At 64.3% G+C, this 5,167-nt stretch carries 6 protein-coding genes; 2 read left to right on the top strand and 4 right to left on the bottom strand.

Annotated elements, in window-relative coordinates:
* Both recR and VMA74_RS14385 read left to right on the top strand, forming a co-directional pair.
* A partial coding sequence (gene recR / locus VMA74_RS14390) for a recombination mediator RecR (protein WP_325368119.1) occupies positions 1-427 on the top strand: 427 nt, incomplete at its 5' end.
* Between the two features lie 18 nt (positions 428-445).
* Complete coding sequence (locus tag VMA74_RS14385; RefSeq protein ID WP_325368117.1) at positions 446-790, top strand: histidine triad nucleotide-binding protein; 345 nt, start codon at positions 446-448, stop codon at positions 788-790.
* Between the two features lie 73 nt (positions 791-863).
* On the opposite strand, the gene VMA74_RS14380 is transcribed toward VMA74_RS14385, so the two are convergent.
* The 4 genes from VMA74_RS14380 to VMA74_RS14365 all read right to left on the bottom strand — a co-directional run.
* Positions 864-1,457 carry a Slp family lipoprotein gene (locus tag VMA74_RS14380; protein WP_325368115.1) on the bottom strand — a complete coding sequence of 198 codons (594 nt, stop codon included), beginning with the start codon at positions 1,455-1,457 and terminating at the stop codon, positions 864-866.
* A gap of 51 nt (positions 1,458-1,508) precedes the next feature.
* Entirely contained in the window at positions 1,509-3,479 is a 1,971-nt protein-coding gene (locus tag VMA74_RS14375) for a DUF3488 and transglutaminase-like domain-containing protein (protein WP_325368114.1), read from the bottom strand.
* Positions 3,476-4,429: a DUF58 domain-containing protein gene (locus VMA74_RS14370; RefSeq protein ID WP_325368113.1), complete on the bottom strand. Its 954-nt coding sequence runs from the start codon at positions 4,427-4,429 to the stop codon at positions 3,476-3,478. Before VMA74_RS14370 ends, VMA74_RS14375 begins: the two co-directional genes overlap by 4 nt.
* 6 nt (positions 4,430-4,435) lie before the next feature.
* The coding region (locus VMA74_RS14365) for an AAA family ATPase (RefSeq protein WP_325368112.1) at positions 4,436-5,167 on the bottom strand (732 nt) is incomplete at its 5' end.

Here is a 5,167-nt window from a genome sequence, read left to right as displayed (position 1 = left end):
GCGCTGCCGTAATTTCAGTGAAACACCGGTGTGCGCCATCTGCGCGAGCAACAGCCGCGATCGGCACGTGCTTTGTGTGGTGGAGTCGCCCACCGATCTGGCCGCGATCGAACAGGCCACCGGTTATCGCGGCCAATATTTCGTGCTGATGGGACGTCTGTCACCGCTCGATGGCCTGGGTCCGGAAGAACTGGGCCTGGGGCTGTTGAGCGAGCGATTGGCGGAAGGCGAAGTGGAAGAGCTGATTCTCGCCACCAATCCCACGGTGGAAGGCGAGGCCACCGCGCACTACCTGGCGCAGCTTGCACGCGCCGCCGGCATCCGGCCCACACGCCTGGCGCACGGCGTGCCGCTGGGTGGTGAACTGGAATACGTGGATCGCGGCACGCTGGCGCATGCGTTCGGCAGCCGCCAATCCGTCGACTAAACATACGGAGAAAACGCCATGGCAGACACGATTTTCGGCAAGATCATCCGGCGCGACATCCCGGCCGACATCGTCTACGAAAACGACGACGTGCTGGCCTTCAAGGATCTCAATCCGCAGGCGCCGGTACACGTGCTGTTCGTGCCCAAGCGCGCACTCGCCACCTTGAACGACGCCACGCCTGCGGATGCCGAATTGCTCGGCAAGCTGATGCTTGCCGCGGCCGATTTCGCCAAAGCACAAGGCGTCGACAAGGAAGGCTATCGCGTGGTGATCAATTGCAACGAGCACGGTGGACAGACGGTATTTCATCTGCATTTGCACTTGCTGGCAGGGCGCCGCATGCATTGGCCGCCCGGTTGATGTATCGCCATCGGGACAAATAAAAAACGCCGGCGTGTGCCGGCGTTTTTGGGTGCTTTGCGCAGGGCGCCGATCAGCGGTGGCGAACCACGATCACCCGCGGAGCGTACCAACCGCCGCCCCAACCCCAACCGCCCCAGTAGGGGCCACCCCAATACGGACCCCAGTAGGGACCCCAGAACGGGTCATACCAGCCCGGGCCGTACGGATAGCCGACCACCAGCGGGCGTTTCGGCCATAGGTAGACCACGTTGGCTTCCACGCGCGGGTAGGCATAGTCGTAATCGCCTACCTTGCGACTGACCGTGCCCTGCAGTGTACCGGTCACCGTGATCTCGCGGCCGGGCCTGAATACTTCAGGATCGTAGAAGCCAGGGCGGCAGGCCATGAAACGGCCCTGCGCGTTGCTGTTGTCGCCGGCAACAGGGCGGGCTTGGTCGTCGAGCGGACGGCTCAGCACATAGAAACAGGTGGCGTTCTGGCCCGGCTCGGTGCTGATGATGCTGCCACCCCAGCGCACTTGCGTGCCGTTGGCGGTAGTACCTTGCTGGACGCTCGCCGTGGTGATGGGAGCGAAGTTGCCCTGCAACGGCTGCGGCACCGTGGCGCACGCGGCCAACAAGGTGGAAAGCGCTGCAAGACTGAGGATTCGGTACAGGGGAGACATGATGTGTTTCTCCATGCTTGGGCGGATGCATGCTACATCGTTGCGCCGTATTCAGACCACGCGGCGAGGGTGGAAATTCCGTACTGCCTGTCTGAAGGTGCGCAAGGATTCAGTGGAAGGTTCAACAGTGGCGTAGCGCAGTTCGATATAGCACCTCATCAAATGGTCCAGTTCCGTACGCTGGCCGGGCAGTGCACGGCTGGCGCGGCGAAGGAAATGTTGCGGCCCTTCGCTGCGTCGGCGTACGACCCCGGCATGCGCAAGTTTGCGTTCCAGTGAGCGCAGCGCCGTGAGCGCAGGATCGCCTTCCGGTCGACGCCACAACGCCCACGCCAGGCCCAGTGTCCCGAACACCGCGACGCAGATCACCAGCAGCTTGGTCAGCAAGCCGATGTCTGCCTCACCGATGCCGAACGGTGTCAGTAGGCCGCGCTGGCGCAACGCGTCGAAACCGATAACGCTTTGGTTCCACCATCGGTTGACGATGTCCCATTGATTGCGGATCGATTCCAGCGAGCCCGACTGATACCAGGGCAGCTGATCGCCGGCAGCACTTGCTGCACCGAGCGAAATGCGCTGCGGACGTACCGCGGCGGTGGGGTCCACGCGGACCCAGCCGCGTCCTTCCAACCATACCTCGCTCCAGGCGTGCGCATCGGCGTTGCGCACCAAAAGATACTGGCCCATGTTGTTCCAGAAGCCACCCTGGAAGCCGGTGACTACGCGAGCCGGGATGCCGGCGGCGCGCATCAGCACAGTGAAGGCGGAGGCATAGTGTTCGCAAAAACCTTCGTGCGTGTTGAACAGGAAATCGTCGACGGCATTGCGGCCCAGCGGCGCCGGCAACAAGGTATAGCTGAAGCCGTCGTTGTGGAACATGTTCAAGGCAGCCCGGATGATGGCCGCGTTGTCGTGGCCGTAACGCTTGCGCCACTGCTCGGCAAGCGCATGGGTGCGCGGATCGAAGCCATCCGGCAACTGCAAGGCATGCATGCGCGTGGCGATATCCAGGTTCGGCTGGAAGCGGTAGTCCAGCGCCGAGCGCAGCGCATATTCCCGCATCTCGTCAACCGGCTTGTCCGCAAAAACTTCCCCGTCCGCATGCGCTTGCGATTGCAAGGGCGCCGCCAGCGGTACATCCAGCGTGGGCAGCACATGTTGGTGCGTGGGCTCAAGGCTTATGTGGTAGCCGATCGTCTTGGCGGCTTCGACCGGGATGGATGTGCTTGCCGATTGCTCGGATCGCTGCCAGTCCCGGCCATCGTAGTTCCACATCACGAACGCACGGAAATAGCGTTTATCTTGGGGCGGCGGTGGCCCGTCGAAGCTCACGCGCAGGGCGGCGGTGTCATCGGTGAGCAGTTCGTTGAACTCGCCGGGCGACATGTGATCGCTGAGTCCGGTATGCGCCGCCGAAGCGCCGTTGGTGCCCCACAGCGGCGTGCTCAGCCGTGGCACCAGCACGAAGGCAGTCAGCGCCAACGGCAGTGAGGCGCCCAGCAGCCCGAGTGCCGGTAGCAACTGGCGCGGCAGCGTGGGCGAAACCTGCACGGGTTCGAGCGAACGCCAGGTGGTCAGTGCCGGCAGCAAGCCCAGCGCCACCACGAAGGTGGCCACCATGCCCTGGCCGAACAGCAAGGCGGCCATCAGCAGAAAGCAGGCAAAGGCGGCAGCCACGCGCGCATCGCGCGGTGCCTCGCTTTCGGTGAGCTTCAATACCAACAGGCCGGCGGCCAACGCGGAGCCGGGTTCGCGACCGAACAGGTTGCCGTAATCGAGCACGACCGCGCCGACCAGGATCGCCAGCATCGGCAGCTTCAACCAGCCGGGCACCCGTCCCGGCCGGTAGCGGCGCTGCCACCAGCGCAAACCCAGCGCCACCAACAGGGCCAGTGTCAGCCCGATCGGCAGATGCCCGGCATGTACCCCCAAGACAAACGCGGTGGTCAGACACAGCAGATCGAACGTGCGCTCGCTGATCCGCTCATGCGCAGGGCGTTTTGTACGCCACCAAGGGGTCATGGCAGTACGGCCAGTGCGCTCATGCAGCGCGCGTAATGCGATGGGCCGCCGCCGATGCCGATCGCTTCGCTGGGCAACCACAGGCTCCATTGCCGGCCTTGCGCCAGGGCTTCACCCAGCCAGCGGGCGAGTCGCGCGATGCGTGCTTCGTTGTCCAGCCCGCGCAGTTGGCGCCAATCCAGCCGCCATTCGTGGCTGGCCTCGGGTTGTTCGTAATCTTTCACCAGCAGGTTGTCATGCCGCGCGCTCGCCTTCCATGCCACGTGACGCATGGAATCGCCGCTGCGGTAATCGCGCAGCGATGCGAGGTCTTCGCCACGATGCAAGCGCTGCCTGCGATGGTCTTCCTGCGGCAAGCTAGGGCCGGGACCTCCGAACTCCGGCCGCGGCCATACGAGCACGGCGTAGTGCGGGTTCACCCAGCTCCATGCGCGAAACAGACCCATCGGCCAGGTGGTCCAGATCCGTAGGCGCGGTATCGACAGCCATCCGCGATGTTCGGTCGGAATGCTGATGCTGACGTCGGCGCGGCCATCGATATCGAAGGCCTGGCTGACTTCGCCCAGATCCAGCCGCACCGCCTGGCGCGGATGCGGGGCTTCGAAATCGAAGGTGACGCTGATCGGTTCGCCGGCGATGGCGTGGCCGGCACGCACGCCGCGTATGCGCAAGCCATTCAAGGTGCGGAAGGCCACCAGCATGCTGATCGAGGTCGCCGCGCCGAGCAGGCAGGTAAGCAGCAAGCCTGCGTTGTTGGAGTAATTGAGGCTGCCGACCATCATCACCAACAGCAGCAGGGTGAACGCCACGCCGAAACCGGTCGGCACGATATAAATGCGCCGGCGATGCAGTTCGATCGGCAGGTCTTCCTGGCGGCGATGCCGGGTCAACGCCGGCAGGCGGCGCTCGGCCCATTGCTGCAGGCGCTGCCACTGCGCGAGTACGGACATGTTGGCTCAGTCGACAGCGACTTCGTTCAACAGCGTGCGGGCCAGGGTCTCGCCGTTGGCCCCGCGTGCGGCGACCAGGCGATGCGCGGCGAGCGGTACGAACAGCGCCTGCAGATCTTCCGGCAGCACGTGGCCGCGGTCGCTGAGCATGGCCCATGCGCGCGCCGAGGCCAGCAGCGAGAGACCGGCGCGTGGCGAAAGGCCCACGCGAATTTCCGGGTGCCGGCGGCTCGCCGCCAGCAAAGCTTGCAGGTAATCGAGCAAGGCAGGGCTGGCGGTAATTGTCTTCGTCTGCCGATTCAATGCGCTGAGGCTGGCGGCATCCAGTTGTGGAGTCAGGTGAGTGAGCAGATCGCGCCGATCGCTGCCGGTGAGTAATTCGCGTTCCGCGCTGGCGTCGGGGTAATCCAAGGACACCCGCAGCATGAAACGGTCCAGTTGCGAGTCGGGCAGGGGAAAGGTGCCGGCCAAATCGAGCGGGTTCTGCGTGGCAACCACGAAGAACGGATCGGGCAAGAGGTGGGTTTGTCCGTCCACCGTCACTTGTTTTTCGGCCATCGCTTCCAGCAAGGCGCTTTGCGTTTTCGGCGTGGCGCGATTGATTTCATCGGCCAGCAGCAGGCCGGCAAATACCGGGCCGGGATGGAAGCGGAACTGTGCGGTCTCGCGCTCGTACATGCTGACCCCGATAATGTCGGACGGCAGCAGGTCGCTGGTGAACTGCACGCGCTGGAAGTC

The organism is Dyella sp. (assembly GCF_035508675.1).
Lineage (GTDB): Bacteria > Pseudomonadota > Gammaproteobacteria > Xanthomonadales > Rhodanobacteraceae > Dyella_B.
The sequence above is the reverse complement of the archived record's forward strand: the minus strand, read 5'-3'. Positions and strand labels throughout refer to the sequence as shown.